Origin of the sequence: Dactylosporangium sp. NPDC051484, assembly GCF_040689395.1 — a bacterium.
In the GTDB taxonomy this organism is placed as follows: Bacteria; Actinomycetota; Actinomycetes; order Mycobacteriales; family Micromonosporaceae; genus Dactylosporangium.
In genome coordinates, this window is sequence record NZ_JBFAZX010000029.1 from 52,699 (window position 1) to 78,817 (window position 26,119).

Below are 26,119 nucleotides of genomic sequence, written 5' to 3' on the forward strand. Positions count from 1 at the left end.
TTACCGCGCCAGCCACATGCCAGGCAGGATCCGCCGCGACAGGTTCGGCTCCACGCCGCGCACCCGGGGCGCGTAGGCCGCACCCCACTGCGTCGAGGCGTACAGGTAGACCAGCGCGACATCGTCGAGCAGGATTCGCTGCGCCTGCTTGGCCAGTTCGGCCTGCTTCGCCGGGTCGAACTCGGTGCCGAGCTGGTCGATGAGCGCGTCGGCCTGCGGGTTGCTGTAGCCGCCGTAGTTGGACACGACGCCGGTGCGGTAGAACGAGCGCAGCTGTCCGGCGATGTCGCCGGTGGCCGAGCCGCACGAGCAGTACGTGGCGATCTCGAAGTTGCCGTCGAGCATCATCTGGTTGGAGGCGGTGGTCTCGACCGGGGCCAGCTCGGTGGAGATACCGACCTTCTTCCACTGGCTCTGCAAGGCGATCGCCAGGGGCTGGAACACGGTGTACGTCAGGATCTTGAAGTGCAGCCGGGTGCCGTCCTTCGCCCGTACCCCGTCCGGGCCGGGCGACCAGCCGGCGGCGTCGAGGATCGCCGCGGCCTTGGCGGCGTCGGTGGTCGTGCCGGAGTCCACGGCGTAGGGCAGCCCGGCGGGAAAGTGCCCGGTCGCCGCCTTGGCGTAGCCGTGGTTGAGCCCGTCCACCAGTTCCTTGCGGTCTGCCGCGAGATCGAGGGCCTGCCGGACCGCCTTGTCCCGCAACGCGGGGACCTTCGTCGTGTTCAGCCAGATGTTGCGGGTGGTCGGCGCCGGCGAGTACACGCTGAATTTCGTGCCGGACTTCTCGTACTGCAGGCGCTGATCGATCTCGACGTTGAACTCGGCGTCGGCGTCACCGGAGCGCAGCGCGAGCATCCGGGCCTGCGGGTCGGAGCCGAGCCGCGCCTCGATTCGCTTGAGCTTGATGCCGCCTTCGGGCTTGCCCCAGTAGTCCGGGTTCGCCTCGGCGACCAGCGTCTCCCCCGGCACGAACTGGACCGGCTTCATGAACCCGGTCAGGTCGGGGTCGCGGTTGAACTCGTCGCCGCGCCGGTCCGCCTCAGCGGCATTGTGAATGCCGTACGTGGTGAGCCGGAACGCCAGCCCGGGGTCGGGAGTCTTCGTCGTGATCCGCAGTGTGGTGGCGTCGGCCGCGGCGAACTCCATCGCGCCGAGGATCGACTTGGCGCGCGGGTTCTTCGCCTTGTGCCGCTCCAGGGACGCCTTGACCGCGGCGGCGTCGACCGGCGCCCCGCTCCAGAACCTCAGACCACTGTGGAGTGTGAACTCCCACACGGTGGGCTCGACGGTTCGCCATGACGTGGCCAGACCTGGCCGCAGGGTGGCGTCGTCGTTCTGCACGACCAGGGACTCGGCCAGGCCGTTCTCGAGGATCCGCTGCGCGTCGATGTGGACCGGATCGAGCGACCTCGGCATGTTGACCGTCAGGAACTTCAACGTCTGTTCGGCGGCGGGCTCGTCGGACGTCGCGACCGGATTGGCGCTGCCGCAACCGGCGAGCGCAAGGGACAGCACGGCGACCAGCGCCGCCGCCCGGAAAATGGACAGCATGCGGAACATCAGCCTTCCAGCACCTCGTGGACAGGGTGTACACGTGCGTGCCGTGGCCGGTCTCCTGGCTGACGGGAGGTGCGTCCCCGGCCGGCCTTCCCAGGCAGAACTGCCCAGTGACCCCACAAGGGTGGATGCCGGAGACTCCCGATCACAGTGGCGAGGGCCGCGCCGGCGTTCCACCGGACTTCCCGAGCACCACGACTCCGGCAGACTACGCAGAGGCCAACCGCACCGACAAGATCCGAATGAGGCATGCCACACTTGCCTGCGCCCGGCAGGTTATGGCCCCCACCGCCGCACCCTTGCCGGCTCCCGCCAGCAGGACCGGCACGTCATCCTGACACCTGTGGATGGAATTCGTGTTGCCGCCGGTCGCGTCGCCCCGTACGGTCTTGGCTCATGTTCTCGCCCAGTGACGTCTAGCCGTCAGGCTTCGACACGGATCCCCCATGGACAACCTCACGTCGACGCCGCCTCGATCCCTGTGGCGTCAGCACGACTTCCGGCTGCTGCTGGGAGGACGACTGGTCTCACAGCTGGGCGACTCGCTGCAGTTCCTCGCGCTGCCTCTGCTGGTCATCACGCTGACCGGGTCCTCGACGCAGGCGGGTGTCCTGCTCGGCCTGCAAACCGTGGTCTACCTCGTCTTCGGACTGCTGGCGGGCGCGCTGGCCGACCGCTGGGATCGCAAGGCCACGATGATCTGGTGCGAGATCGGGCGTGGCGTGCTGACCGCCACCATTGCCGTAGCCGCGGCGTTCGGCATGCTCGGCATGCCGCAGCTCTATGCCGTCGCGGTGCTGAACGGCGTGCTCAGCACCATGTTCGGGGCGGCGAACAGTTCGGCGTTGCCGAACATCGTCAGCAACCGCGACCTACCCGGCGCGCTGGGCGCGGCCGGGGCGATGTCCAACACGCTTCGCATCGTCGGCGGCTCCGTGGCGGGCATCGCCTTCGCCGTGAGCCGGATGCTCCCGTTCGCGTTCAACGCCGCTTCGTTCCTGGCGTCGGCCGTGTCCTTACGCGGCATCCGCGCCGACTTCCAGCAGGCACGGGCCACGACGCCGGCTTCGCCGCGCGCACTCGTGATCGACATCGGTCGCGGGCTGGCCTGGCTGTGGCGCAGACCGGTGATCCGGACGCTGGCGCTGCTCGATGCCGCAGACAGCCTGCGGTACGGCGCCGGCTACTTGCTGATCATCATGCTGGCCAGGCAACTGGACGCGAACCCCACCCAGGTCGGCATGGTGTTCACCGGCGCGGGCGCCGGCGCCCTGCTCGGCAGCCTGCTGGCACCCGCGCTCACCCGCCGGTTTCCGCTCGGGGCCCTGTCCGTCACGATGCTGTGGGTCGAGGCGACGGCCTTTCCGTTCTACGCGGTGGCGCGGACGTGGTGGCTGCTGCTGGTCGTGGCGTTCGTGGAGTCGGTGGTCTCGCCCGTCTACATGGTCGCCCTCGACTCCTATCGGCTCGCCGTCACCCCCGACGCCCTGCGCGGCCGAGTCACCAGCGCGATCGACACGCTCACCACCGGAGGCGCAGCGATGGGCACCATGGCCAGCGGCGCCTTGATCGCGCTGCTGGGAGCACCGGCACTGACCATCGTCCTGGCCGGATGGCTGACACTTCTCGCGCTCGTGGCGACACTGAGTACAACCGTCCGCACGGCTTCGGCGACATCCTGAGTGATGGTCCCGCACGGCCGACACGAGTCACGGACAACCGACCACATCCGGTGGGGTCGCCGACCACATCCGGTGGGGTGGCCGACCCGGCCGGTGGGGTGGCCGACCCGGGCGGTGGGGTGGCCGACCCGGCCGGTGGGGTGGCCGCAGTCGGGTCGACCGCGCGGTCGCCGCAGCCGGGGTCGGTGATCACTGGCGGCGTTGGCAGGCGGCCCACCCGCCGAGCACCGCGCCGGCGGTGAAGTCGCGGGCCGAGCAGGTCCGGCGCGGGTGGGGCGGCCGGGTCCGGGATCGTGGTGCGCTTGCGGCGCCGCTGGTGCCGGCCGACCACCCCACGTTCACGCATGATCCGTTCGACGCGTTCGCGCTTGACCCGCACACCCTGCTCGCGCAGCTCGACGGCGACACGCGGGAAACCATCGGTGCCGCCGGACGCCGCGTGCAACGTGGCGATCCGCTCGGCCAAGGCGTCCTCGGCGGCCACACGCCGCCGCCGGTCCGCCTCACTGGCCAGCCACCGGCAGATCATCGATCCATCTCCCTGGCGAAATATGCGGCTGCCCAACGCAGGATCTCCTTTCTCGGCCCGCAGTTCGGCCACCTCCCGACGCAACCGGCGATCTGGATGATTGATGCCTTGAAGATTCAGTGGTCGTAGGCGATGAGGGACCGTTTGCTGGGCCGCCGAGAGTTCGGTTGCGCCAGATGACGCCGGCCAGGGCGCGGCCGCCGTGGGCTTCGACGTCGAGTTGGCCGTTGAGGGTGTCGAAGACGATGCCGCGTGTTCCTCCGCGATCCGCCGGACCCGGTCCGACACGACCATGCCGGTCGGGGCGATCGTGGTCATGCCGAGCCGGCGCTGCGCTATCCACCCGTTGGACGGCAGCCGAACGCCCGCCACGTCCACGCCGCAGGCATGCCCAGCCAGAGCTTCGGCCGTCCAATGCCGATCGAGGAGCCGGCCGGTCATGTCCCGCACGATTACGCAGAGCCAGCCGACCCGCTCTGCGACACCGGCAGCGTTGAACAACCGGCCGGTGGCCTCCTCGACAAGGCGGAAGGTGATACAGGTCGCGGTCGCGTCACCGCTACCGTGCATCGAGACATTCGGGAATTGGCGCCGGTGGTCCATGGGGACAGTGGTTGCTTGTTCTCGCCTTGTGGAGCATTCGGCGGAAATGCCGATCGGCCGTGCGCGGCATTGCCGAAAGGCGGCTGCGCTGCACCGGGGGCCGTATATTGCCGCCTATCATTCGGTGCGTTGCCGGGCCGGCGGGCCGGCGCAGCTGTGGCGTGGACGCGCGACGACGCTTCGGGACGGGACCGGGCCGCCCGTCGCCGCCCACCTGGCGCGGCGCGGGAGCGCAGTCGTCTGCCACGGTGCTGCTCGCGGGACGTCGCGCCTGGCCAGGTCGTGCCTGGTCAGGCAGCGTGACTGGCGGAGGCGGCGAGGGCGGCACCGGCTCCTGCACCGATCCGTCCCGCTGGTCGCTGACCGTCGGCTGGGTGTCACCGCGCAGGCGGCGCAGCTTCTCGGCGTGCCGTCTGACCAGGCCCCATTCCCGATGCCGAGCATGCTCCCGGCGGAACTGCTCATTCGCCGGACAATAACGACGTGACCTGGTCCTGTCACGCATGGCAGCCAATTCCGTCTTCGAAAACAATTGCAACTGCCCCATACATGTGATTATCCCAGAACCCGACCGAAACCACCGCCCCGAATAGCAGTCCATAATGTCAAATGGTGCACGCGCATGCCGGGCAACGGGCTCTGCAGTGACCGTCTCGTGGGCGGTGACGCTCACGAGAGACACCAACGACCGATTCGGCGTTTCGCATGACGCGCATCTCCGGGCCGCCGTGATGTCTGGGCTTCCCCCTGAGACTGGACGTTGGTCCAGAGGAAGTGGTCCCGTTGGGGCGTCCGTCGAAATACACGGAAGGGTTCCGGCGTGATGCGGTCGAGTTGGTGCGCTCGTCGAGTCGGCCGATCAATCAGGTCGCTCGTGAGCTGGGGATGAGTCACGAGACGCTGCGGAAGTGGGTCCGCAGCGAGGACCGGCGTTCGGTGTCGGACGAGTTCGTGTGTGTCGACGACGGCGCTCGGTACTGCAACGGCGTTTCATCCCCCCACTGGCCGGCGGTCAGCAGCATCGCCAGGGCCTCTTCCCCTGCTCGCAGCCGAGGGAGCGGCCCAAGGCGTGGTCGGCGGGTTCCTGCTGCCCCCCGCCCGGCGGTTCCTGCTGCGAGTGCGGGGGCCGGCGGCCCCACACTGACTCCCCAAGTGATCAGCCCGGACGCGTCGGCGCGGGCCTGGGACTCGGCAACGACACGCTGGCAGACTCCCGCGCGCTGCCAGCGGCGGAACAGGCCATGGACCGCGCCGCGCTACTCCGAGAAGACAGTCCTGGAGGCGGTTCTCGCCGCCCGCCGGCGCTCACCTCCACATCGGCCGCACGTGCGTTGCGGCCCCGGCGTGGCACATTGGCGCAGGTAGAGTCGGTTGATGTGCGGAGTCGCCAGGACCTCGGCGGGCTGAGCTGCCAACTGGTCGAGGTGACGGAGCTGTCGCGGATCGCGCTGGAGCACGTCACCGCGGCCCTCTGCGACCAAGGTCCTGCGGCCGGGAGCTGTCTGCCGGATGCCGAGAAGGCGCTGTACGCGCTGCATCAGGCGATCGAGGATCAGGCGTTGGCGATCGGCGAGACCCGGGTCCGGCCGGCGACCGGCCTGCGGACAGTCGTCGCCACCGCGCAGGTCAACGCCGACGCCGAAGGAGTCGGCGTGCTGGCGCGGCGGTTGGTTGAGATCGCCGGGTCCCGGCCCTCGAGGCCGGCGGTTCCGGCCGAAGTACAGGCGGCGGTATGCGGCATGGGCCGGGTCTGCCTGGAAATGCTGGCCCTGGCGCGCGATGCCGCAGGGTCGGCGCCGGCCGACACGCGGGCGGCGATGGGCGCGGCCAACGCCGAGCTGCATCGGCTGCGGCAGAGGATTTACCGGATACTGCTCGACGACTTGAGGACCGTCGATGTGGACGCGGCGCTGGACGCCTCCCTGGCCTGCCGATATTACCTGCAATGCGCTGAGCACGCGGTTTCGATGGCCCGGCACACTGCGCTGGCCGTCCAGGGCACTCCCGGGTAACGGCTGACGCGGGATCGCTCATGGCAGGCCCGCCAGAGCCACCACCGCGCGATGCACGGGGTCGGCCAGATCGACCGCGAGTACGCCGCCGCGGACGAGACGCGCGAGCAGAGCCGCGACGCTCGTGGCGTGTGCCGCCGAGCAGCGGCGGCTGCCGGCCCGGGATCTCGGCGGTGACGATATCGAGGCCGTGGACGCGCGCCGCGATGTCCGCGCACCGCTGGGCACGAGCCTCGCAGGCGTGAACCCGCGCGCCCAGCCGGCGAGCGATGCGGGCGGCTTGGCGGCCGGCCACGGCCGACGACGAGCACCTGCGCGGGCCGGCCGGTTCCTGCGCCGGGGAGCGGGCCGCAGAGGCAGCGGCCGAAGGTGGCGGCGGCGGTCAGCACCGCTTGGTACCCGGCGACCCGCTCCTGCGAGCCGGGGCGTCCATCGGCCGAACCTCGCCGGTGCTGCTCGGGGCCAGGTCGGCGGCGATCGTGGTGAGGCCCGGGCCGGCCCAGCGGCGGAACAGGTCCGCGACCCGCAAGGGTCGCAGGAGGCAGAACAGCGCTTGTCCGGCGCGGAACCGGTGTGTCGCGGCGATGTTCAGTGGCCGGACGCCGATGAGCACGCCGGCCGCGGCGAACAGCTCGCAGCGCGAGACGATCCTGCCCCCGGCGCCGTCGGGGAAGACGGCCTCGCGCCCCGGCCCCGGCCTCGACCAGGACCTCGAGTCCGAGGTCCAGAATCGAGAGTCCGAGGTCCAGGATCGAATGGACGGCCTCGGGCACGATCGCGACCCGTCGCTCGCCGGTGATACGGGGGGGGTGATAGCGGGCAGGGTACACCGGCTATGACCCGCGCGGACGCGGAAGGAGGCGATCGGCGATGGCGCGGCGGCGTTGGCAGTTCTGGGTCGACCGCGGTGGCACGTTCACCGATATCGTCGCCCGGATGCCGGACGACGGCCGGCTGGTGACGCACAAGCTGTTGTCGGTCAACCCGGCACGCTACGCGGACCCGGCGGTCGCGGGCATCCGGGCGCTGCTCGGCATCCCCGACACGGCACCGATCCCGGTCGGCCAGGTCGAATCCGTGCGGATGGGGACCACGGTCGCCACCAACGCACTGCTGGAACGCAAGGGCGAACGCACGGCGCTGGTCATCACCAAGGGCTTCGGTGACGCGCTGCGCATCGGCTACCAGAACCGGCCACGCATCTTCGACCGGCACATCGTGCTGCCGCGGATGCTCTACGAGCATGTCATCGAGGCGGACGAGCGGATGATGGCCGACGGCACGGTGCTGCGAGCGCCGGATGCCGAAGCGCTGGCCACCCACCTGCGGCGTGCCCGCGACGCGGGCATCCGCGCGGTCGCGGTGGTCTGCCTGCACAGTCACCTGTACCCGGCGCACGAGCAGCAGATCGGCGAACTGGCCGAGCGGATCGGCTTCGACCACGTCTCGTGCTCCAGCGAGGTCAGCCCGTTGATGAAGCTGGTACCGCGCGGCGACACCACGGTCGTCGACGCGTACCTGTCGCCGGTGCTGCGTCGCTACGTCGAGGCGGTGGCCGCGCGCCTGCACGACGTACGGCTGATGTTCATGCAGTCGGGCGGCGGCCTGGCGGAGGCCGGGCACTTCCGCGGCAAGGACGCGATACTGTCCGGCCCGGCCGGCGGCATCGTCGGCATGGTGCGCATGTCGCGGCTGGCCGGCTTCGACAAGGTGATCGGCTTCGACATGGGCGGCACCTCCACCGACGTGTCGCACTACGCCGGCGAGTACGAGCGGGTGTTCCACACCGAGATCGCCGGTGTACGGCTGCGCGCGCCGATGATCGACATTCACACCGTCGCCGCGGGAGGCGGGTCGATCCTGCACTTCGACGGCACGCGCCTGCGGGTCGGGCCGGACTCGGCGGGGGCTGACCCGGGCCCGGCCTGCTACCGCAACGGCGGGCCGCTCACCGTCACCGACGCCAACGTGATGCTCGGCCGGGTCCAGCCCGCGACCTTTCCCCGGGTCTTCGGTACCGACGGCGGCCAGCCGCTGGACGCGGAGGTGGTGCGACGGCGCTTCGCCGGCCTGGCGGCGGACATCGCCAGGCAGACCGGCGACGAGCGCACGCCGGAACATCTCGCCGAAGGGTACCTGCGGATCGCGGTCGCCAACATGGCCAACGCGGTGAAGCGGATCTCGGTGCAGAAGGGCAGGGACGTCAGCGAGTACGCGCTCACCACGTTCGGCGGGGCCGGCGGGCAGCACGCGTGCGCGGTGGCCGACTCGCTGGGCATCCGCACCGTGATCGTGCCGCCGATGGCGGGCGTGCTGTCCGCTCTCGGTATCGGCCTCGCCGACACCACCGCCATGCGCGAACAGTCGGTGGAGGCCCGGCTGGAGCCCGCGACGATGCGGCGGCTGACCGACGTCGCGGACACCCTGGAGGCGGCGGCGCGCGCGGAGTTGCTGGACGAGGACATACCGGCCCAGCGGATCCGGGTGAGCCGGCGCGCACACCTGCGCTTCGACGGCACCGATACCGCGGTGGCGGTGGAGCTGGCCGACGTCGACGCCATGGTGGCGTCGTTCGAGACGGCGTACCGGCGTACGTACTCGTTCCTCATGGACCGGCCGTTGATCGTCGAGGCGGTCTGCGTCGAGGCGGTCGGGCTGACCGAACAGCCGGACCTCTCCCGGCTGGGCGAGCCCACCGGCACGCCGGCGGAGTCTGCCATGACACCACCGGGCACGGCTCGGCTGTACACGGGCGGGACATGGCGCGAGGTGCCGCTCCACGAGCGGGAACGGCTGCGCCCGGGCGACGCCGTCCACGGCCCGGCGATCGTGGCGGAGGCGAACGCGACAACGGTGGTCGACGACGGCTGGCGAGCCACGGTGACGAAGTTCGGCCACCTGCTCATGCGACGGCAGCGGCCGGCCACCGAGGCATCGGACACCACGACCCGCGCCGACCCGGTACTGCTGGAGATCTTCAACAACCTGTTCATGTCGATCGCCGAGCAGATGGGTGCCCGCCTGGAGTCGACCGCGCAGTCGGTGAACATCCGCGAGCGGCTGGACTTCTCGTGCGCGCTGTTCGACCCGGACGGGAACCTGATCGCCAACGCGCCGCACATCCCGGTCCACCTCGGCTCGATGGGCGTCAGCGTGCAGGAGGTCATCCGCCGCCGCGGCACCGCCATGGTGCCCGGCGACGTGTACACCGTCAACGACCCGTACCACGGCGGCACGCACCTGCCCGACATCACCGTCGTCACCCCCGTCTTCGGCCCGGCCCGCGACTCGGGGCGGCCGGAGATCCTGTTCTACGTGGCCTCCCGCGGCCATCACGCGGAGATCGGCGGGCTCACCCCCGGCTCCATGCCGGCGGCCAGCCGCAACGTGCACGAGGAAGGTGTGCTGTTCGACAACTGGCTGCTGGTGCGCGACGGCCGGTTCCGCGAGCGAGAGACGCTGCGGCTGCTCAACGGCGGGCGGTACCCGTCCCGGAACCCGATGACCAACCTCGCCGACCTGCGCGCCCAGGTCGCCGCGAACGCCAGGGGCGTCGAGGAGGTCGGCAAGATGATCGACCACTTCGGCCTCGACGTGGTGCGGGCCTACATGCGCCACGTCCAGGACAACGCCGAGGAGGCGGTACGCCGGGTCATCGACGCCCTCACCGAGGGCGAGTACCGCTACGAGACGGACTCCGGCGCGCGGATCGCGGTGCGGATCACCGTGGACCGCGCCCACCGCGGCGCGACGATCGACTTCACCGGGACCTCACCGCAGCTGGACACGAACTTCAACGCCCCCTCGTCGGTCGTCACCGCGGCGGTCCTGTACGTCTTCCGGACCCTGGTCAGCGATGACATCCCGCTCAACGACGGCTGCCTGCGCCCGCTGCGCATCGTGGTGCCCGACGGCTCGATGCTCGCGCCTGCCTACCCCGCGGCCGTGGTCGCCGGCAACGTCGAGACGTCACAGGCGATCGTCGGCGCGCTCTACGCCGCACTGGGCGTGCAGGCCGAGGGGTCCGGAACGATGAACAACGTCAGCTTCGGCAACGCGCGGCACCAGTACTACGAGACCGTCGCCTCAGGCTCCGGTGCCGGCGACGGGTTCGACGGGGCCTCGGTGGTCCAGACCCACATGACGAACTCCCGGCTGACCGACCCCGAGGTCCTCGAATGGCGCTTCCCGGTGCTCCTCGACGAATTCGCCGTCCGGCGCGCAAGTGGCGGCGCCGGACGGTGGCGGGGCGGGGACGGGGCGGTACGCCGCATCCGGTTCCGCGAGCCGATGACGGTCAGCACCCTGTCCAGCCATCGCCGGGTGCCGCCGTACGGCCTGGCCGGCGGCTCGGCGGGCGCGCTCGGCGCCAATCGGGTGGAACGCGCCGACGGCGGCGTCGTCCACCTCGCCGGCTGCGATTCGATCGACGTGCGACCCGGCGAGGTGCTGGTCATCGAGACGCCCGGCGGCGGCGGGTACGGCAGCCCATGACCGATCACGTTTCATACTGGAGGAGATGGTCACGGCCAGACCGCCCCGATCGGGCGGCGGCGGTGGTGTTCCTGCAGTGGGGAGTCCTGCGTGGCACGGGGTCGCTTGCGGATCTATCTGGGCGCGGCGCCCGGGGTGGGAAAGACCTACGCGATGCTGGCCGAGGGCCAGCGCCGCCGGTCCCGGGGCACCGACGTCGTGATCGGGTTCCTGGAACCACACGGCCGGAAGCTGACCGCGGCGATGGCCGACGGTCTCGAGGTGGTGCCCCGCCGCGAGTGCGCCTACCGCGACGCCCGGTTCACCGAGATGGATCTGGACGCGGTGCTGGCCCGGCACCCGCAGGTGACGCTGGTCGACGAGCTGGCGCACACCAACGTTCCGGGCTGCCGCAACGCCAAGCGCTGGCAGGACGTCGAGGAACTGCTCGACGCCGGCATCGACGTGGTCACGACCCTCAACATCCAGCATCTGGAGTCACTCAACGACGTGGTACGCCAGATCACCGGGGTCACCCAGCAGGAGACGTTGCCGGATGCGGTGGCACGGCGGGCGGAGCAGGTCGAGCTGGTCGACATGACGCCGGAGGCGCTGCGACGGCGGATGGTGCACGGCAATGTCTACCCGCCGGACCGGATCGAGGCGGCGCTGACCCACTACTTCCGGCCCGGGAACCTGACCGCGCTTCGGGAACTGGCCCTGCTGTGGCTGGCCGATCGGGTCGAGGAGGGCCTGCGGCGGTACCGGGCCGAGCACGGCATCGCCACGGGATGGGAGACCCGTGAGCGGATCCTGGTGGCGCTCAGCGGTGGCCCGGAGGGCGAGACCCTGATCCGGCGGGCCGCCCGGGTCGCGGAGCGCATCCAGGGCGCCGATCTGCTCGCCGTGCACGTGATGCCGTGTGACGGGCTGGCCGTGGGCAGCCATCCGGCGCTGGCCGCCCAGCGGGCGCTCGTGGAGTCGCTGGACGGGCGCTACTACCAGATCGTCGGCGACGACGTGGCCAAGGCGATCATCCAGTTCGCCCAGGCCGAGAACACCACGCAGATCGTGTTGGGGGCCAGTCGCCGAGGGTGGCTGGCGTCGGCGTTGACCGGCGAGGGCGTCGGGGTCCGCGTCACCCGCTTGTCCGGATCGATCGACGTACACATGGTCACGCACGAGCACGCGGCCGGCCCGCCCGGGCTGCGCCTGCCACGCGCGGGCCGCGGGTTCGGTGTGCGGCGGTACGCGGCCGGTGCCGCCCTGGCGTTGCTGCTGCTGCCCGCCCTCACCCTGGTCGGGCTGCAGGGGCGGGTCGCGCTGTCCAGCGCCCTGCTGGGTTACCTGCTCCCGGTGATCGTGGTGGCGCTGACCGGAGGGCTGTACGTGGCACTGGCAACGGCGGTGGCGGGCGCGTTGCTGGCCGACTTCTACTTCACGCCCCCGCTGCACAGCCTGGCCATCGCCAGACCCGACGACGCGGCGGCGATGGTCGTCTTCGTCGCCGTCGCGACGCTCGTCAGCTGGGCGATCGAGACCGCGACCCGGCAGACCCGCCGCGCCGCACGCGCGTCCGCGGAAGCCGGTGCGCTGAGCACCATGGCCGGCGCCGCGCTGAGCGGGCCGAACCTGCCGGCCCAGCTGGAGCAGATCCGGCAGCTCTTCGGGCTGGACGCGGTCAGCCTGCTCGACCGGGCACCCGCCGGTGGCCACGGACAGGACTGGCACGTGCTGGCCTCCGCGGGCGAGCGGCCACCGCGGCATCCCGCCGAGGCCGGCACCAGCGTCCCGGTCGGGCAGACGCTCACCTTGGCCGGGCGAGGCCGCGTCCTCGGCGACAGCGACCAGCGGGTGCTGGTGGCCTGCGCCGCGCAGATCGCCGCCTGCCTGGATCGCGAGCAGCTGGCCGCGCGCGCCGCCGACGCCGACCAGCGCATCGCCGCCGACAGCGCGCGCACCACGATGCTGCTGGCCACCCAGCGGGAACTGCGGGCGCCACTGGCGTTGCTGCAGGACACGCTGGGCCGGCTCGGGACCCACGACCCGATCAACGCCGAACAGCGGCACGAGCTGACCGCCACCGGCCAAGCCAGCCTGGCCCGCATCGCAACCTGCCTCACCGACCTGCAGGACCTGGCCCAGGCCCGCGCGGGCGCGCTGGACATCCATCTGCGCCCCGTCGAGCTCGACGACGTCCTGTCCGCGGCGCTCGACGATCTCGGGCCAGGAGGACACGACATCGTCGTGGACACTCCCGAGGACGTGCCGGACGTCATCGCGGACGCCAACCTGCTCACCCGCGCGGTCACCGGCCTCGCCACCAACGCCCTGGACCGCAACCCGGGCACCGCGCCGGCCAGGGTGAGCGTGAACGTGCTGCCCGATCGCCTCGCGATCAACATCGTCGACCACGGTCCCGGCGTGCCGGTCCGGCACGAACCACGCCCCATCGGGGCAGCGCGCGGGGCGAGCGGTCCGGCCCCGGACGGCAGCCTCGCGGTGCGTACCGCGAAGGCGCTCACCGAAGCCATGGGCGGCACGATGCGCTGCCACGACACCCCCGGCGGTGGACTCACCGTCAGCCTGACCCTGCCCAGGACCACCTCCCGGTCCTGACTCGTGCCGGGCCGGCAGTTCCGTCGGAATGTCGGAATACGGCACGGTGTCCATCTCCCCCGGCGAGACCGGCGAGACCGCGGATATCCGCACGAATGCGCTTGACCCCCGAATACCACTGAGATAGGCGTTCAACGAATCCCGCAAATTCACCCTTCCCGATCGGCCAGCGCGTAAGGCCGGATAGCAAATCCTATTGATCCGATAGGTACGGTGCTAGAGTTGGGCCGTGCGGCCGGCTCGAGTGCCCCTCCGGCCATACGCCATCACACGCTTGCTCGACCGGGCCGCCGACCTCGGCCCGACGGAAGGTAGGCCATCGACATGAGCATGAGCGCGGTGCTGCACCCCACCGACCTACGCCGGGTCTTCGGCGCGTTCCCCAGCGGCGTCACGGCTGTGGCCGCGCTGGTCGACGGCGCACCCGTCGGCCTCGCCGCCAGCTCATTCACCTCGGTGTCGCTCGACCCGCCGCTCGTCTCGGTCTGCATCGCCCGGACGTCGAGCACCTGGCCGACGCTGCGCCGCGCCGATCGGCTGGGGGTCAGCGTGCTCGCCGCGCACCAGGAGCACCTGGGCCGCCAGCTGAGCCTGCGCGGCGGCGACCGCTTCTCCGGCGTGACGTGGCGAGCGACGCAGGGTGGCGAGATCCTGCTCGACGGCGCCTGCGCCTGGCTCGACTGCAGCATCGAACGCGAGATCCCGGCGGGCGACCACGACATCATCCTGCTCCGCGTCCATGCCCTCGACGCCGACCGCAGCGTCCCGCCGCTGGTGTTCCACCAGAGCGCGTTCGGCCGGCTGCAGCGCGCCGCCTGACGGCCCCGGGCCGTCTCACCAGACCCGGTCGCAGGCGGTGCCGGATCGGCCGGGAACGTGCCGACCCGACCTCAACCAGCGGCCGTCGCCACTGTTTCGCTCGCCGCCCTGCGGGCACGCTGTGGAAGAGACCTCGGGAGGATGGTCGCGGCGCACTGCCGCGATGAGCGGAGCGGGAAGATGGCAACACTGGACAAGGAACGCACCGTCGCTGCGCTCCTGGACCGCCAAGGCACCACCATCGCCGAGGAGGCCGGCATCACGCTGGCCGACAAGCCCGCTCCCCTGTACCAGCTGCTGGTGCTCGCGACGTTGCTCAGCGCCCGCATTTCCTCCGGTATCGCGGTGACCGCGGCTCGGGAGCTGTTTCGGGCCGGATACCGCACACCGCGACGCATGACCGAGGCGACCTGGCAGGACCGCGTGGACGCCCTGGCTCGGGGCAGTTACCAGTCCTACCCGAAGCTTACCGGCACTACCAGAAGCGGACCTCGACGATGCTCGGCGACGGCGCCCGGCTCTGCCGGCAGCGTTGGCACGGCGATCTGCGTCGCCTGCACCGCGAGGCCGCCGGCGACGTCGACCGCCTTCGTGGCCTGCTGACCGAGTTCCCGGGTATCGGCCCCACGGGCGCCGACATCTTCGTGCGTGAGGTACAGGCGGTGTGGCCGGACATCGCGCCGTTCGCCGACGCCAAGGTCGTCGACGGGGCGGAGCGACTGCGGCTGCCCCGATCGGCCGGCGACCTCGCCGGCCTGGTGTCAACGGCACAGCTGCCGAAGCTGGCCGGGGCGTTGGTACGAGTCGCACAAGACCGCAGGGCGGCCGACGCCGTGCTTCGGGAAGGTCGGGAAGGTCGGGAAGGTCCAGCCTGAACAACCCGGTCACGTCCGCCGTCGGGCCGGCTTGGCCGGCACGTCACCGGGTAGAGCCCGGACATGACTGTTACGGCGACCCAGGTGCAGCGCTACCTCGGCGACCTGGACTACCCGACGGACAAGCAGCACCTCGTCGAGCACGCCCGCGAGCACGGTGCGGGCAGCGACGTGGTGCAGACCCTGCAGGCCATGCCTGGCGAGCGGTTCGACTCACCGAAGGACGTCAGTCAGGCCGTCGGCAAGCAGACGCAGGCCCGGCAGCAGGATGTCGTGGACATCCTGCTCACCCGGCACTCCGAGATCAAACAGCTCTTCGCGCAGTTGGCGACCGCTCAGGGCGCGGGGAAGCAAGAGGTGTTCCACACCCTCGTCCGGCGGCTCGCCGTCCACGAGAGCGCGGAGGAGCTGGTCGTGCATCCGGCCGCGCGGGACATCATCGCCGACGGCGACCAGATCATCGACCAGCTGCTCCACGAGGAGTCAGACGCGAAGCGGGCGCTGTCCGACCTCTACGACCTGGGGATGGATCATCCGGAGTTCGACCGGCACCTGAGTGTGCTCGGCGAATCGGTCGTGGCGCACGCGGCCCAGGAGGAGCGCATGGAGTTCACGCGGCTTCGCGAGCAGGCCGACGCGGATCGGCTGCGCCGGTTGGGGCGTGCTTTCGAGGCGGCGGAGGCGTTGGCCCCGACGCGTCCGCACCCGGGGACCGGGGAATCGGCCATCGCGAACCTGTTCGCCGGACCGCCGATCGGGGTGTTCGACAAGGTCCGTGACGCGATGCGGGACTGGCGCAGGCACGCCGGCGAGGGGTGAGCAGCCGCGGTGAGCGGGAAGTCGGGGACCAGAGCCAGGCAGGCTCTGGTCCCCCCGCTTTCTACGCTGCTGGACGTCCTGGCAGCGCAGGTACCGGCAGCCGCAGCGCCCCGAGCGCCGTTCCGGCCGCCGTCGCGGCCAGGACGATCCCCCAGGCGACCGGCCCAATCGGCCGGCAGCCGAAGAACTGGCTCAGGCCCGGGGTCTGCACGACACCGACCAGCGCCGCGGCGGATGCCCCGGCGGCACCGAGGACCACCGGGTCCCCGCCGGAGAGCAGCGCGGTCTGGCCCAGTTGCGCGCCGACCAGGGAGGCGAGCGCCACCGTGCTGGCGCGCGCCGCCGTCCCGGTCGCCTTCGCGCTCAACCAGGCCCCCGCCGTCGCGGCCGAGGTCGCGACCGCGCGGCGGATCACGTTGCCGGTCAGCGCCCCGCCCAGCGAGGCCTCCGGCCCCTCGCGGACCAGCCGGTCGGGGCTGACGTGCCGCGGTGGCCGGGCGGCGACCGTGATCGCGGGCAGCAGGTCCGTCATCAGGTTGACGAACAGGATCTGCCGCGCGTTGAGCGGTGGCGTCGCCGAGACGAGGGATCCGCCGACAGTGAACAGGATCTCGCCGAGATTCCCGCCGAGCAGCAGCGCGAGCGACTCGCGGACCGACGCCCACATGGCGCGCCCCTCGACCACCCCGTCGACGATCGTCTCGATCCGCCCGTCAAGCACGATCAGGTCCGCCGCCTGGCGGGCCGCGGCCGTGGCCTGCTCGCCGAGCGCGATGCCGACGTCGGCGAGCCGGATGGCCGGCGCGTCGTTGGCGCCGTCGCCGGTGACCGCGACGCTGTACCCGGCCCGGCGCAGCGCGCGGACGACCGCGACCTTGTGCGCGGGGCTGACCCGCGCGAAGACCGACGCCTTGGACACCAGCGCGTCGACGATCGCGTCGTCCGCCTCGGCGCTGTCCAGCTCCGGCCCGGTCACCACGGCGCCGCCGTCGAGCAGGTCGAGCTCGGCGCCGATCGCCGCCGCGGTGCTGGGATGGTCGCCGGTCAGCATGAGCACCTTGATGCCGGCGCGGCGCAGCCGGTCGACCGCCTCGGCGGCGCTCGGGCGGGTCGGGTCGGCCAGCCCGAGCAGACCCAGGAACCGCATGTCGTCGACGCGCTCGTCGTCGAGGCGGCGCCGCGCCGACGCCGCCCGTTCCGCGATCGCGAGCACCCGGAGCCCCTGCCGGGCCATCCGGTCGACCTCCGCCTCGATCGAGCGCCGGTCGGCCTGCGTCAGCGGCCGTACCTCCCCGTCCACGCGCCAGTTCACGCAGCGGGGCAGCGTGATCTCCGGCGCGCCCTTGACGCTGATCACCTGGCCGCCGTTCGCCGCGCCGAGGACGGCGTGAAATCCGCGTGCCGGCTCGAAGGGCAGCTCGCGGACGCTTCGCCAGCCGTCGGCCGCCTCCCCGGTGGTGACGCCGGCCGCCGCGGCACCGACCACGACCGCCTGGTCGGTCGGATGGGGCAGCACCTCCTGCCCGTTCGGGGCCGGGCTCGCGCGAAGCGCGGTGGCGAGGATCTCCCGGTGCCGCGGGGTGAGCCGGTCCATCGGCACCCGCACGCGGCCGTCGGAGACGCTGCGCAGCGCGATGCGTCCCTCGGTCAGCGTGCCGGTCTTGTCGAAACAGATCACGTCGACCCGGCCGATCGCCTCCATCGAGCGGGGATCGCGCACGAGGATGTTGCGCCGGGACAGCCGGCGGCTGGCGCTGAGCTCGGCCGCGGTCGCGATGAAGGGCAGCCCCTCCGGGATCGCCGCGACCGCGAGCGCGATCGAGCTGTTGACCGACTCGGCCAGCCGGCCCCGGACCACGCCGGTGGTGAGCAGCGCCACCGCGGCGGCCCCCGCCACCGGCAGCGACGCCTTGGTCAGCTCGCGCAGCCGCTGCTGGACCCCGCTCTTCGGCGGTTCCTGGAGCACCATCAGGGCGTTGCGGCCGGCCTCCGTGTCCGCGCCGGTCGCCGCGACGACGCACGTGGCCGATCCGGCGGCGACGGTGGTGCCGGCGTACACCATGCTGGTGCGCTCGGCGATGGCGGCCGCACGGGTCGCGGTGGCGCTCTTGGCGACCGGCACCGACTCGCCGGTCAGCGGCGACTCGTCCATCTCCAGGCCGACGGTGTCCAGCAGCCGGCAGTCGGCCGGCACCGCGTCGCCCGGCTCCAGGAGGATGACGTCGCCCGGCACCAGCTCGTCGAGGTTGCCGTCCCGTTCGATGCCGGCGCGGCGCAACCGCACCCGCGGCGCCGCCTCGCTCACCAGCCGGCTCAGCGCCCGGCGGGCCGCCATGTCCTGGATGCTGGACAGCACCGCGTTGGCGAGGATGACGGCGACGACCAGCGCGGCGTCGCTCGTCGCCCCGGTCACGGCCGAGACGCCGGCACCGGCGGCCAGCGGCAGCGTCAGCGGTGTGTTGAGCTCACCGAGGATGGTGCCGAACACTCCCCGCCCGGCCGAGGCGTCGGCGGGTGTCTCCGCCGTGACCCGGGCCTGCCGGCGTCGCTCGGCGTCCTCCTCGTCGATGCCCCGCGGCGCCGTGTCCAGGGCCCGCATGACTTCCTCGGCGGGCAGGGCGTGCCAGGCGACGTCGACGGGCGGTGCGGGCGGAGTGCGGCGGGACAGGCCGCGCGCCGACCACATCCCGCTGGCGACGTTGACCGCCTGGGCGATGGCCGCCGCGCTCGACGCCCGGCGGGCGCCGCGTTGCGTGGCGTCCGCGAGCCCCAGCAGCGCGCCGGCCGCCGAACCCTGCATCGCCACCTGGGTGCTGCGCCGGCTCACGGCCCGTGCCACCGCCGCCGCCTCCAGCAGCAGCCAGGCCGTCTCCAGGCCGGGTCCGCCCATCAGGTGGGCGCCCCACGGGGGCCGGCGGTCGGCACGCAGCACACCGAAGCCGCAGTCCGCCGCGGCCAGCGCGGCGTCGTTACGCTCACCGATGAGCAGCACCACGTGCCCGTCGGCCTGCAGCGCGCGGATCGACGCGGCGAGGCGCGAGCCCCCGGGCACGGTGCCGTCCGCCCGCACCCGGCTGCGGATCCCGGCCGGCGCGCCGGCGAGCAGGACCGACCCGACCTGGCGGCCGGCCGCGATCAGGGCCGCGGTCAGCGGATCCAGCGCCGGCTCCACGAGTACGACGGCCACGGCCTCGCGGTCTCGGGTCAGCGCGTACAGCTTCCCCCGGACGCCGTCGTGGGAGCGCGCGTCGGCCAGGACCGCATCCGGAATCGGGGCGTCCAGGCGGCGTGGGTCGGTGAGCGCCCAGCCGTCGGCGCCGGCGTGGGCCGGCAGCGTGCCGCCGGGGCCGTCGACGAGCCGCGTCGCGGCCTCCCAGGCGGCCTCGACCGTCCCGTTCACCGGCACCACGTGGGAGATGACGTGCCGGCCGCCGGTCAGCACGTGGGCGTCGATGACCACGGTGTCGATCCGGTCCAGCCGGCGCAGCGCGGCCCGGTCACGGACGAGCACGTCGCGGCGCGCGAGCAGCCGGCCGAGCCCGCTCGCGAAGGCCTCCCGCCCGGCGTACGCGGGGACCGGCGAACCCGCCGCCACCACCCGGGCCGCGCGGCGCACGCCCCCGGGCAGCGCCGTGACCGCGCCGGCGACGAGCAACGTCAGCGTGCTGATCCGGCGCGCGTACCGCTCGAGCGGGCCGTCGGGCAGCTCATCCGGCCGGTCGCCGTCGGGGCTGTCGGCCCGGCCCGCGGCGGCGTCCCCCGTCAGCTCGGCCGCTCTTCGCCGCCAGGTCTCCCGCTGCGCCGACGCCTCCCGCAGCAGGACGGCGCGCAGGGCGGCGTCCGCGACCGAGGACAGCTCGGCGTGGCCCGCGGCGTTGATCGCCGCGCCCACCGCGGAGACCAGCAGATCGGCCTTGTTGTGGCCCAGCACTCGGCGCAGACCGCCGCGCACCCCCGGCAGGTGGTCGACCAGCGCGACGACCGCGGCCAGCTCAAGGGGCGTCGCGGGCACCCGCAGGCGCCGCGCCGCGAACGATCCGGCGGCGGCCAGGAGGTCGACGGCCAGCGTGAGCTGATGACGGGGCTCCGCGTCCAGGTCCTCCCGCCCGCCCGGCTCGCCGGCGGGGAGGTGCTCGGACTCGGCCTCCGCGACCGCCTCGACGAGGGCGTCGAGGCCAAGCCCATCCGGCCCGTCCTCGTCGTAGGCGACGAGCAGCCGCCCGAGCATCGCGTTCCACGCCGCCCAGTCGACGCCGCGCAGTGTCTCGACCGCGCGCTCGAGCAGCCTGCCCTGCTCGGCCGTGACCGGGCGCTGCCGGGCGCCGCGGATCTCGATGTGTGCCAGGCCGTCCCGCGCCCAGGCCTTCCGCCCGGCGCGGGACGGCCGGCTCCCGGTTCGCGCCATCACCCGGCTGTGGCGGGGGTGCGGCGTTCGCGGGTGGCCACCCAGACCCCGGCGGCGGCCGCGAGGGCGACCGGCCATTCCAGGACGCCGAGTGCGGCGAGCGCGCCGACGCCGCCGTAGTACAGCAGGTGCCTGGGCTGCGTGACGGTGCGGCCGGTCCTGACGTTGGCGAGGGTGGCGCGCACGTCGGGCTTGCGCATGTGGACGACCGGCACCTTGACGTGCGGCATGGGTACGTCCTGCCAGGTCACCAGCTCGGACTCGGGCCCGGGCGCGGGCACGTCCGGGGTGCGGGCGGGCTCCGGCCTGCGCGCTCTGGCGCGGGCGGGTTGGGTCTTCTTCGGCTCGGTCGCCTTTCGCGCGGCGGCGCGGCGCCGGGTCGCGGGCGGTGTCGACGGCTCGGTGGCGGCCGTCCGCGCCGTCTTGGGGGTCGCCGTCTGTGTGGTTGTGGTCATGGGTGAGCACCTCCCAGACGGGAGATGGGTTGAGCACCTCCCAAAGGGAGGCGGTTACCCGGGCGGCGCGCGATCAACCCCGGATCGTGCGCGGGACGGGGTGAGCCGTGCGGGCTGGGCGGCCGGTTCAGGCGGTGCGGGCGGCGCTGTCACGCAAGAGGCGGCGGACCGCGGTGACGACGAGCGAGATCAGCAGGGCGCTGACCACCTCGACCGCGATGGCGGAGAGCAGGGCGGACATTTCTGGGCTCCTTCGAGATTCGGCGTGCGCCGGAAATGTAGGGGGGCCAGGTGAACGCCGGATGAAGCACCGGGAATCATGGTGCCATCGGCGCGGGGCGCGATGCCGTCGCGCGGCGCGGCCGCACGCCACAGACGATGAACATCCGCGTTCCGCGTGGTCGTGCGTGCGTGGGGTATCGCGCATCATGCGGATTTCCAGCCAGTTCCCGACCTCCCTCGACGCGCCGGCGCACGTCGCCGTCGCCGAGCAACTGGGCTACGACCGAGCCTGGCTGTTCGACACCCCGCAGCAGAGCCCGGACGTGTGGATGATGCTGGCGCTGGCCGCGCGAGGCACCCACCGCATCGGGCTGGGGCCGGGCGTGCTGGTGCCCAACCTCCGTCACCCGATGGTCAACGCCGCCGGCACCGCCACCCTGGCCGCCCTCGCACCGGGGCGGGTCGCCGTCGCCTTCGGTACCGGATTCACCGGCGCCCGCGCCATGGGTGCCAGGTCCAGCACCTGGGCGTACCTCGGCGAATACGTCCGCGTCGTGCGCGCGCTGCTGCGCGGCGAGACCGTCGACTGGGACGGCGGACGCATGCGCATGCTGCACCCGGCCGGCCACGCCCCGGCCCGCCCGATCGACGTGCCCATATTGATCTCGGCGCTGGGTCCCAAGGGTCTCGCCGTCGCCAAGGAGCTCGCCGACGGGCTGTTCACCATCAACGAGCAGACCGCGTTCGCCAAGGAGTTCAGCTGGGCGGCGCTCGGTGTGCACGGCACCGTGCTGGCCGAGGGCGAGGCCCTGGACTCACCCCGGGTCCGCGCCGCCGCCGGGCCGGGTAACGCGCTGGCCTACCACGCGGCCTACGAGGTCGGCGGCGACGTGACCGCGCTGCCCGGCGGGCAGGCATGGCTGGACGTGGTCAACCGGGCTGCCGAAGGACAGCGGCACCTGGCGGTCCACGACCAGCACCTGGTCGCTCTCAACGCCGCCGACCAGGCCGCCTGGGCAGCCGGCAGCTGGGCCGCGATCCCGGCCACGACGGTGACCGGACCGGCCGCCCAACTGGCCGACCGCCTCGCCGGATACGCCGGACAGGGCATCACCGAGATCGTCTACCAGCCGACCGGGCCCAACATCGCCCGCGAACTGGAGGCGTTCATGACCGCCGCGCGCACGGTACGCGTCGGCTGAGCCCGGCGCGGTGCGGGGCGAGCCTGGGCGCTGACGTGCCGGTTCACCCGGCGGTGCGGGTAGGGGTCGACGGCCCCGGGTAGCCGCAGGAGCCGTGAGAACCGACGCCCAGGCCTCACCAAGGCCCCGCCCAGGCCGGTCCAAGGCGCTGCTCGTGCTCGCCTCGCTGCTGGCCGGCCTCGGCGTGCTCTCGACGCCGGCCCGGGCGCACGCCGCCGAGCCGCACATCGGCATCCGCGTGCGCGACGGCCGGCTCGTCGAGGCCGACGGCAGCGACCTCGTGCTGCGCGGCATCAACCACGACTTCATGTGGTATCCGAACAAGAACGACGCGTTCGCGGCCATCAAGGCGACCGGCGCCAACGCGGTGCGGGTCACCCTCGGCATCGGCCACCAGTGGCGGCGGGCCACGGGCCAGGAGGTGTCGACCGTCATCGACCTGTGCCAGAAGAACCGGCTGATCTGCATCTTCGACGCCCACGACACCGCCGGCTTCGGCCAGGACAAGAAGGCGGCGCCGATGGCGGAGGCGGTGCGGTTCTGGCTCAGCCTGCGCGACCGGCTGGTCGGCCACGAGGACTACGTGCTGGTCAACATCGCCGACGAACCGTTCGCCAACGGCACCACGTGGCCCTGGGCGCAGCAGACCGCCGACGCGATCCGCCAGCTGCGCGCCGCCGGCTTCAAGCACACGCTGCTGATCGACGGCCCCGGCTGGGGCCAGGACGAGTCGTTCATCATGCGCGACAGCGCCGAACGGGTCGCCGCCGCCGACCCCACCGGCAACACCGTGTTCGACATCCACATGTACGGCATGTTCAACACCGCCGCGAAGGTCGGCAGCTATCTCACCTCGTACACCAAGCGCCGCCTGCCGATCGTCATCGGCGAGTTCTCCAGCCAGCACGAGTGGGGCAAGCCGGACGAGGACGCCATCATGGCCTACGCGCAGGCGCAGCACCTGGGCTTCCTCGGCTGGTCCTGGAGCGGCAACGACAAGCAGTACAGCTACCTGGACCTGGTGAACAACTTCGACGGCAACAGCCGCACGGCCTGGGGACAGCGGTTCATCAACGGCCCCAACGGTCTTCGCACGGACACCCGGGAGGCGACGGTGTTCCGCAACGGTACGGCCGGTGCCGTCGGCGAGCGCGCAAGCGGCGCCCCGCAGTGGCTGAGGGTCACGGACGTGACCTCGAACAGCGTCCGGCTGGCCTGGCAACCCCGGCCGAGCCGGATCGGCGCCACGATGTACCAGGTGGTGGCCGTCAACGGCGCGGCCGAGACGCGGGTCGCGACGACCAACCACCCCGGCGTGACCCTCAAGGGCCTGAACGGCTCGACGGAGTACACCTACGCCGTGTACGCCCAGAACATGCTCGGCAAGCGCTCAGCGCGCTCGGTGCTGGTCGCCGCGGTCACGCCCCCGGCGCGCTGAACCCCTTCGGCGCGTCGTCGTGCGCGGGCACCGCCGCGGCCGCCGGCATGAGGCTGAAGGCGTTCTCCTCCTCCTGGGCGTTGTGCAGGTGCAGGATGGCGTACAGGCCGTACAGGCCGCCGCGCAGGTCGGTCACCTCCTCGGGCTCGGCCGGGTCGCCGACGTCCCGCACGGCGCGGCGCAACCGGCGCACCTGGTGCTCGATCTCGGCGTGGGTGCGGCTGAGCGCCCCGATCGGGTCGGGGCCGCCGAGGGCCCGGGCGACGATCGGCAGCAACTGCGCCTCCTCGGCCCGCTCGTGCTCGAGCAGGTCGGTCTCCAGGCGGTCCAGCAGCCCGCGCACCGGGGCGAGGTCCGGCTCGAGCACCGACAGGCCGTCGGCGACCGCGCGGACCTGCTCGACCAGCGGCCGGACGGCGGCGTGCTGGGCGTACAGCCGCTGGGCGGTGGCGAGGTCGGCGGCGCTGAGGGTGACGGTGTGGGTGCGGCCGGGCAGCAGCACCGTCAGGGCGAGGGATATCGCGGCGATGTCGATCACCTCCTGCAGGATCGCGCCGGCGGTCGGCGACAGCAGCCCGGCCGCGGCCGGGACCATCGCCGCCAGCGACAGCGCCATGCCGACGCCGGCGGCGCGGCGGGCGATGCGGTGGCTGCGCCGCGCGATGAGGATCGCGTCGGCGAGACCGTCGACGCGATCGCCGGTGAGAACCACGTCGGCGGCCTCGGCCGAGGCGGTGACGCCACGCGCCGCGAGAGCCACCCCGACGCCGGCGGCGGCGAGGGCGGGCGCGTCGTTGACTCCGTCGCCGACCATGATCGTCGGCGCGTGCTCCTGCTCGTCGCGGACGACGGCGAGCTTGTCGGCCGGGTCGCGGTCGGCGTAGACGGCGTCGACGCCCACGATGCGCCCGACGGTCTCGGCGATGTCGGCGCGGTCGCCCGTGAGCAGGACCGTCCGCGCGATGCCGGCGTGGCGCAGCGCGCGCATCATCCGGGGTGCGTCCGGCCGCAGCGGGTCGGTCAGCAGCAGCACTGCGGCCGGGCTCGCGTCCACCGAGACGAACACCGTCAGCGAACCGTCCAGCGCGGCCCGGCGCCGCGCCCGGCGGACCCAGCCCGGCACCGGGCCGTCGACGACCCAGCCCGCCTTGCCCAGCCGTACCTTCCGGCCGTCCACGACGCCCTCGATGCCGTACCCGTGCCGCTCGCGCACCTCCGACGCCGGTGCGAGCCCGAGCCCCCGGTCCCGGGCGGCGGTGACGACGGTCGCCGCGACCACGTGGGCGGACGCCTGGTCGAGCGAGGCGGCCAGGCGCAGGACGTCTCCCGCCGGCACGCCGGGTGCGGTGACCACGTCGCTCAGCACCGGCCGGCCGCGGGTCAGGGTGCCGGTCTTGTCGAAGAGCAGGACCCGCCCGGCCGCCAGCCGCTCCAGTGCGGCGCCGCCCTTGATGATCACGCCGTACCGGGCCGCCCGGGACAGCCCGGACATGATCGCGATCGGGGCCGCGAGCAGCAGCGGGCAGGGGGTCGCCACGACGAGCACGGCCACGGCCCGGACCGGCTGCCCGGACAACGCCCAGGCCAGGCCGGCGGCGAGCAGGGTGAACGGGACGAACGCGAGCGCGAAGCGGTCGGCGATGCGCACGAACGGCGCGCTGGCCGCCTGGGCCTGCTCGACGAGGCGCACCACGCCCGCGTAGGTGGACCTGGCAGCGGTCTCGGTGGCCAGCATCCACGCCGCCGATCCGGCGTTGACGACGCCGCTGCGGACGTCCTGCCCCGCCCGGCGCTCGACCGGCACCGCCTCGCCGGACAGCGCCGACTCGTCGAACACGCCGCCGTCGAGCAGCCGCCCGTCGACGGGCACGATCTCGCCGGAGGAGACCACGAGCCGGTCGCCGGCCGCCACCTGGTCCACCGGGATCACCGCCACCCCGTCCGGACCGGCCCGGCGCGCGGTCCGCGGCGCACCCGCGGCCAGGCGGCTGAGCTCCCGGCGGGCCCGGGCCGACGCGCGCGCCTCCAGCATCCCGCCGGTGAACAGCATGACCGCGATCACCGCGCCGGCCAGCGGCTCGCCCACCAGCAGCGCACCGACCAGCGCCAGCCAGGCGATGACGTCCACCGACGGCCGGCGGTGGCGCAGCGCGACGGCGATGGTGACCGTCGAGTACACCAGCCCCAGCACGGTCGCCGCGACCCACAGCGCCGACGCCCACTGCCCCGCGCCCGCGACGGCGGCCGCGACCCCGGCGAGGAGCAGGACCGTCGCCGCACCGAACAGGCCGGCCTCCCGGGCCGCCCACAGGCGCCGCGGCCACGACCGTTGCTCGTCGCGCCGCGACGCACTGACACTGACCGGCATCCCTGTCGCCCCCTTACCCGCAAGGCTCTCCGGCGCGGGCC

General features: G+C 72.8%; 14 protein-coding genes, 2 pseudogenes and 1 riboswitch. Of the genes and pseudogenes, 10 read left to right on the forward strand and 6 right to left on the reverse strand.

The window, feature by feature from the left end:
* Positions 1-1,560, reverse strand: coding sequence for an ABC transporter substrate-binding protein (locus AB0367_RS31820; RefSeq protein ID WP_366230175.1), 1,560 nt, complete (start codon positions 1,558-1,560; stop codon positions 1-3).
* A 27-nt stretch (positions 1,561-1,587) separates the two neighbouring features.
* Positions 1,588-1,769, reverse strand: a riboswitch (cobalamin riboswitch).
* 234 nt (positions 1,770-2,003) lie between these two features.
* Here AB0367_RS31820 and AB0367_RS31825 point away from each other — a divergent pair.
* Positions 2,004-3,239 (forward strand): MFS transporter, encoded by a 1,236-nt coding sequence (locus AB0367_RS31825; RefSeq protein ID WP_366230176.1) that lies wholly within the window; start codon positions 2,004-2,006, stop codon positions 3,237-3,239.
* A gap of 364 nt (positions 3,240-3,603) precedes the next feature.
* Here the strand turns inward: AB0367_RS31825 and AB0367_RS31830 are convergent.
* Positions 3,604-4,371, reverse strand: a pseudogene (locus AB0367_RS31830) (hypothetical protein); the annotation flags it as partial.
* A gap of 774 nt (positions 4,372-5,145) precedes the next feature.
* On the opposite strand from AB0367_RS31830, the gene AB0367_RS31835 reads away from it, so the two are divergent.
* Complete coding sequence (locus AB0367_RS31835) at positions 5,146-5,736, forward strand: transposase (protein ID WP_366230177.1); 591 nt, start codon at positions 5,146-5,148, stop codon at positions 5,734-5,736.
* Between the two features lie 11 nt (positions 5,737-5,747).
* The gene (locus AB0367_RS31840; RefSeq protein ID WP_366230178.1) at positions 5,748-6,383 is read left to right on the forward strand and encodes a hypothetical protein; all 636 of its coding nucleotides are present in this window, start codon (positions 5,748-5,750) and stop codon (positions 6,381-6,383) included.
* Positions 6,384-6,765: 382 nt separating this feature from the next.
* On the opposite strand, the gene AB0367_RS31845 is transcribed toward AB0367_RS31840, so the two are convergent.
* The gene (locus AB0367_RS31845) at positions 6,766-6,996 is read right to left on the reverse strand and encodes a hypothetical protein (protein ID WP_366230179.1); all 231 of its coding nucleotides are present in this window, start codon (positions 6,994-6,996) and stop codon (positions 6,766-6,768) included.
* 257 nt (positions 6,997-7,253) lie between these two features.
* Between AB0367_RS31845 and AB0367_RS31850 the strand changes: the two genes are divergently transcribed.
* The 5 genes and pseudogenes from AB0367_RS31850 (at position 7,254) to AB0367_RS31870 (ending at position 15,988) form a co-directional block, all read left to right on the forward strand.
* Positions 7,254-10,877 carry a hydantoinase B/oxoprolinase family protein gene (locus AB0367_RS31850; RefSeq protein WP_366230180.1) on the forward strand — a complete coding sequence of 1,208 codons (3,624 nt, stop codon included), beginning with the start codon at positions 7,254-7,256 and terminating at the stop codon, positions 10,875-10,877.
* Between the two features lie 90 nt (positions 10,878-10,967).
* Positions 10,968-13,475, forward strand: a complete 2,508-nt coding sequence (locus tag AB0367_RS31855; RefSeq protein ID WP_366230181.1) for a DUF4118 domain-containing protein — start codon at positions 10,968-10,970, stop codon at positions 13,473-13,475.
* A gap of 324 nt (positions 13,476-13,799) precedes the next feature.
* On the forward strand, positions 13,800-14,294 hold the full coding sequence (locus tag AB0367_RS31860) for a flavin reductase family protein (RefSeq protein WP_366230182.1): 495 nt from the start codon (positions 13,800-13,802) through the stop codon (positions 14,292-14,294).
* A 180-nt stretch (positions 14,295-14,474) separates the two neighbouring features.
* Positions 14,475-15,169 (forward strand): annotated as a pseudogene (locus tag AB0367_RS31865) (hypothetical protein).
* Between the two features lie 63 nt (positions 15,170-15,232).
* Complete coding sequence (locus AB0367_RS31870; RefSeq protein ID WP_366230183.1) at positions 15,233-15,988, forward strand: DUF2795 domain-containing protein; 756 nt, start codon at positions 15,233-15,235, stop codon at positions 15,986-15,988.
* A gap of 61 nt (positions 15,989-16,049) precedes the next feature.
* Here the strand turns inward: AB0367_RS31870 and AB0367_RS31875 are convergent, their stop codons facing one another.
* Positions 16,050-20,393, reverse strand: coding sequence for an HAD-IC family P-type ATPase (locus tag AB0367_RS31875; RefSeq protein ID WP_366230184.1), 4,344 nt, complete (start codon positions 20,391-20,393; stop codon positions 16,050-16,052).
* Positions 20,393-20,848: a hypothetical protein gene (locus tag AB0367_RS31880; protein ID WP_366230185.1), complete on the reverse strand. Its 456-nt coding sequence runs from the start codon at positions 20,846-20,848 to the stop codon at positions 20,393-20,395. The genes AB0367_RS31875 and AB0367_RS31880 overlap by 1 nt, the downstream gene beginning before the upstream one ends.
* A gap of 428 nt (positions 20,849-21,276) precedes the next feature.
* Here AB0367_RS31880 and AB0367_RS31885 point away from each other — a divergent pair, with 428 nt between their 5' ends.
* Both AB0367_RS31885 and AB0367_RS31890 read left to right on the forward strand, forming a co-directional pair.
* Positions 21,277-22,272, forward strand: coding sequence for an LLM class flavin-dependent oxidoreductase (locus AB0367_RS31885; RefSeq protein WP_366230186.1), 996 nt, complete (start codon positions 21,277-21,279; stop codon positions 22,270-22,272).
* Between the two features lie 94 nt (positions 22,273-22,366).
* Positions 22,367-23,710 (forward strand): cellulase family glycosylhydrolase, encoded by a 1,344-nt coding sequence (locus AB0367_RS31890; RefSeq protein WP_366230187.1) that lies wholly within the window; start codon positions 22,367-22,369, stop codon positions 23,708-23,710.
* Here AB0367_RS31890 and AB0367_RS31895 read toward each other — a convergent pair.
* Entirely contained in the window at positions 23,691-26,078 is a 2,388-nt protein-coding gene (locus AB0367_RS31895; RefSeq protein ID WP_366230188.1) for a heavy metal translocating P-type ATPase, read from the reverse strand. The genes AB0367_RS31890 and AB0367_RS31895 overlap by 20 nt on opposite strands.
* Positions 26,079-26,119 lie beyond the last annotated feature (41 nt).

What these genes read in the sequence shown, in the direction of transcription:
- AB0367_RS31825 (WP_366230176.1), top strand. Translation starts at nt 2,004, where the DNA reads ATGGACAACCTCACGTCGACGCCGCCTCGATCCCTGTGGCGTCAGCAC.
- AB0367_RS31875 (WP_366230184.1), bottom strand. Translation starts at nt 20,393, where the DNA reads ATGGCGCGAACCGGGAGCCGGCCGTCCCGCGCCGGGCGGAAGGCCTGG.
- AB0367_RS31820 (WP_366230175.1), bottom strand. Translation starts at nt 1,560, where the DNA reads ATGTTCCGCATGCTGTCCATTTTCCGGGCGGCGGCGCTGGTCGCCGTG.
- AB0367_RS31885 (WP_366230186.1), top strand. Translation starts at nt 21,277, where the DNA reads ATGCGGATTTCCAGCCAGTTCCCGACCTCCCTCGACGCGCCGGCGCAC.
- AB0367_RS31870 (WP_366230183.1), top strand. Translation starts at nt 15,233, where the DNA reads ATGACTGTTACGGCGACCCAGGTGCAGCGCTACCTCGGCGACCTGGAC.
- AB0367_RS31880 (WP_366230185.1), bottom strand. Translation starts at nt 20,848, where the DNA reads ATGACCACAACCACACAGACGGCGACCCCCAAGACGGCGCGGACGGCC.
- AB0367_RS31895 (WP_366230188.1), bottom strand. Translation starts at nt 26,078, where the DNA reads ATGCCGGTCAGTGTCAGTGCGTCGCGGCGCGACGAGCAACGGTCGTGG.
- AB0367_RS31860 (WP_366230182.1), top strand. Translation starts at nt 13,800, where the DNA reads ATGAGCATGAGCGCGGTGCTGCACCCCACCGACCTACGCCGGGTCTTC.
- AB0367_RS31850 (WP_366230180.1), top strand. Translation starts at nt 7,254, where the DNA reads ATGGCGCGGCGGCGTTGGCAGTTCTGGGTCGACCGCGGTGGCACGTTC.